General features: G+C 72.6%; 4 protein-coding genes. 3 read left to right on the forward strand and 1 reads right to left on the reverse strand.

Going from position 1 to position 3,588, the window contains the following annotated elements:
- From ACYVE9_RS19135 to ACYVE9_RS19145, 3 genes are all read left to right on the forward strand, one after another.
- Window positions 1-1,232: aldehyde dehydrogenase family protein (locus ACYVE9_RS19135; protein ID WP_461029106.1), on the forward strand; the 1,232-nt coding region annotated here is incomplete at its 5' end.
- A gap of 47 nt (window positions 1,233-1,279) precedes the next feature.
- Window positions 1,280-2,089 (forward strand): 3-oxoacyl-ACP reductase, encoded by an 810-nt coding sequence (locus ACYVE9_RS19140; protein ID WP_461029107.1) that lies wholly within the window; start codon window positions 1,280-1,282, stop codon window positions 2,087-2,089.
- 149 nt (window positions 2,090-2,238) lie between these two features.
- Entirely contained in the window at window positions 2,239-2,931 is a 693-nt protein-coding gene (locus ACYVE9_RS19145) for a DUF4142 domain-containing protein (protein ID WP_461029108.1), read from the forward strand.
- A gap of 102 nt (window positions 2,932-3,033) precedes the next feature.
- On the opposite strand, the gene ACYVE9_RS19150 is transcribed toward ACYVE9_RS19145, so the two are convergent.
- Window positions 3,034-3,588: type III PLP-dependent enzyme domain-containing protein (locus ACYVE9_RS19150; protein ID WP_461029109.1), on the reverse strand; the 555-nt coding region annotated here is incomplete at its 5' end.

Genomic DNA, 3,588 nt, shown 5'->3' on the forward strand with positions numbered 1-3,588 from the left:
CGCTCGCGCCCGGCGAACGGGCCCGGCTGCTGCGCCGGTTCGCGACCGTCGTCGACGACCACCTGGAGGAACTCGCCCAGTTGGAGGTCCGCGAGGCCGGCCATCCGGTCGCCGCGGCCCGCTGGGAGGCCGGCAACGTCCGCGACCTGCTGGACTACGCGGCCGGCGGGGTCGAGCGGCTGACCGGCAGCCAGATCCCCGTCCCCGGAGGCGTCAACCTCACCTTCCGCGAGCCGCTCGGTGTCGTCGCGGTGATCGCCCCCTGGAACTTCCCGATGCCGATCGCCGCCTGGGGCAGCGCGCCCGCGCTCGCCGCCGGCAACGCCGTACTGCTGAAGCCGGCCGAGACGACGCCGCTGACCGCACTGAGGCTGGCCGAACTCGCACTCGCCGCCGGACTGCCCGAGGGCCTCTTCCAGGTGCTGCCCGGCGCCGGACCCGTGGCCGGGCGGGCCCTGGTCGAGCACGCCGACGTCGCCAAGGTCGTCTTCACCGGCTCGACCCGCGTCGGCAAGGCCATCATGGCCGCCTGCGCCGACCAGGTGAAACGGGTGACGTTGGAACTGGGCGGCAAGAGCCCCAACGTCGTCTTCGCCGACGCCGATCTGGAGCAGGCCGCGGCGGCCGCACCCGGCTCGTTCCTCGACAACGCGGGTCAGGACTGCTGCGCCCGCAGCCGCATCCTGGTGCAGGCCGACGTGTACCAGCGGTTCATGGAACTCCTGGAACCGGAGGTGCACGCCTTCTCCTGCGGCGACCCGACGGACCCGGACACCTCCATGGGCCCGCTGATCTCCGCCGCCCAGCGGGCGCGGGTCCGGTCCTACGTGCCCGAGGACGCGCCGGCCGCCATCCGCGGCCGGGTTCCGGGCGGCAAGGGCTTCTGGTACCCGGCGACCGTGCTGGAGAGCGATCCGGGCAGCCCCGTCGCCGTCGAGGAGGTCTTCGGGCCCGTCGCCGTGGTCGTGCCCTTCACCGACGAGGAGGACGCCGTGCGGCTCGCCAACGCGACGCCCTACGGGCTGTCGGGCTCGATCTGGACGCGGGACGTCTCGCGGGCACTGCGCATGTCGCGGGCCGTCGCGGCCGGCAACCTCTCCGTCAACTCGCATGCCAGCGTGCGCTACTGGACACCGTTCGGGGGCTTCAAGCAGTCCGGTCTCGGGCGCGAGCTGGGCCCCGAGGCGCTGGCCGCCTTCACCGAGACCAAGAACGTCTTCCTCAGCACCTGACGACGGCCCGAGGCGGCCTGACGACGGCCCCGACCACCGGGAACCCGATGTCCACAACCCGAGAAGGAGCAACAGTGACGGAAGCAGCAGTGTGCCGCAGGCTGGTCGGCCGGACCGCGGTGGTCACCGGGGCCGGCAGCGGCATCGGGCTGGCCGCGGCCCGGCGGCTCGCCGCCGAGGGCGCCGACGTGGTGTGCGCCGACGTGGACGCCGAGAGCGGCAAGGCCGCCGCGGAGCAGACCGGCGGGCTCTTCGTGCCCGTCGACGTCACCGACTCCGACCAGGTGGAGGCGCTGTTCCGGACCGCGAACGAGACTTTCGGCTCGGTCGACATCGCCTTCAACAACGCGGGCATCTCCCCGCCCGACGACGACTCCATCCTCACCACCGGACTCGACGCCTGGCAGCGGGTGCAGCAGGTCAACCTCACCTCGGTCTTCCTCTGCTGCAAGCACGCCCTGCCCTACATGCGGCAGCAGCAGCGCGGCTCGATCATCAACACCGCCTCCTTCGTCGCCGTGATGGGTGCCGCCACCTCGCAGATCGCCTACACCGCGTCCAAGGGCGGGGTTCTGGCGATGTCCCGGGAACTGGGGGTGCAGTTCGCCCGCGAGGGCATCCGGGTCAACGCCCTCTGCCCGGGGCCCGTCAACACCCCGCTGCTGAAGGAGCTGTTCGCCAAGGACCCCGAGCGCGCCCAGCGCCGCCTGGTGCACGTGCCGGTGGGCCGGTTCGCGGAACCGGAGGAGATCGCCGCTGCGGTGGCCTTCCTCGCCAGCGACGACGCGTCGTTCGTCAACGCCGCCGAGTTCCTCGTCGACGGCGGCATCGCCGGGGCGTACGTCACGCCGCAGTAGCCGACGCACGCTACCGCACATGACGAGGGCACACGGCCGACTTCACCTTTCTGGCGCAAGATTCCCGACGCGCTCCGCACACCAGGCAGTGTGCGGAGGTGCCGGGGGGCCGGTGTGAAGAAGGAGGACCCATGCGACTGAGGCGACGAATGGCAACGCGTTCCGTGCCGCCGCGCTTCACCGCCGTGACTGTCGCGGCCGCGGTTCTGATCGCGGTCGCGACAGTTCTGCTGACCCTCCAGGGCAGCAACAGCCAGGCGGACGTGGGCAGTGTGCCCTCCGCCGACACCGGAAGCCTGCAGGACGGCACCAGGCCGCAGGGTTCGGCGGACGCACCCGGCGGGCGGCAGTCCGCCGCCGGGACCGTGACCGAGATCGACCGGACGTTCCTGGTCGCGGTGCGACAGGCCGGACTGTGGGAGATCCCGGCCGGCAGACTGGCGCAGACCCACGCCTCCAGCGAGGCCGTGAAGCGCGCCGGACTGCACCTGATCGACGGCCACGCCAAGCTCGACCAGCTGGTCCGCGAGGACGCGAAGATCCTCGGTGTGGAGATCCCCGACGAGGCCACCGAGGAGCAGCAGGGCTGGGTCGAGGAGATGCGCAACGCCAAGGGCGAGGAGTTCGACCGGATCTTCACCAACCTGCTGCGTGCCTCGCACGGCAAGATCTTCGCCACCATCGGTGAGGTGCGCGGCTCCACCCAGAACGACCTGATCCGCCGGCACTCCCGCCAGGCCAACCAGACCGTGCTGGACCACCTCGAGGTCCTGGACGACACCGGCCTGGTGACTCCGGAGACGCTCGCGGAGGTCGAGAAGGCCGTCACGCCGCCCAAGTGACCCCGCCCGCCGAGCGCCCGCCCGGACCCCGCCGCCGCGGGGGCGGGCGGCACTCGCCGGCCGGCGGGACCGCGCCGTACGTACGTCACCGGAGGCCGCAGCTCACAGGAAGGTGCGGCCCTCGCCCCGGTACGTGGGCACCGTGGACGTGACGCGCTCGCCCTCCACCAGGTGGAACTCGGCGAACCGCTCGGCGAGTTCACCGGCCTTCGCGTGCCGGAACCAGACCTTGTCACCCAGCAGCAGGTCGTCGGCCGCGGAGCCCAGCAGCGGCGTCTGCACCTCACCGGCGCCCTCCTGCGGGTCGTACCGCAGGCCTTCCGGCAGATACGGCGTGGGCAGCCGGTCCGCTCCGGGCGCGCCGGACGCGGGATAGCCGCCACCGAGCACCGTCACCGCCCCCACCCCGGGGCGGCGCACCACCGGCTGGGCGAACAGGGCCGCCGGACGACCGGAGAAGGACGTGTAGTTGTCGAACAACCGCGGCATCAGCAGCCCCGAACCGGCGGCGATCTCCGTGACGCAGTCCTCACCGGCGGTGTGCTGCACACTGCCGGTGCCACCGCCGTTGACGAACTCCAGCTCCGGCTGCGCCTCCAGCACGGCCCGCACCGCCGCCGCGCGCCGCACGGCGAGCTCGCGGCGCGCGGCACGCTG

The sequence above is a fragment of the Streptomyces sparsus genome (assembly GCF_054776295.1).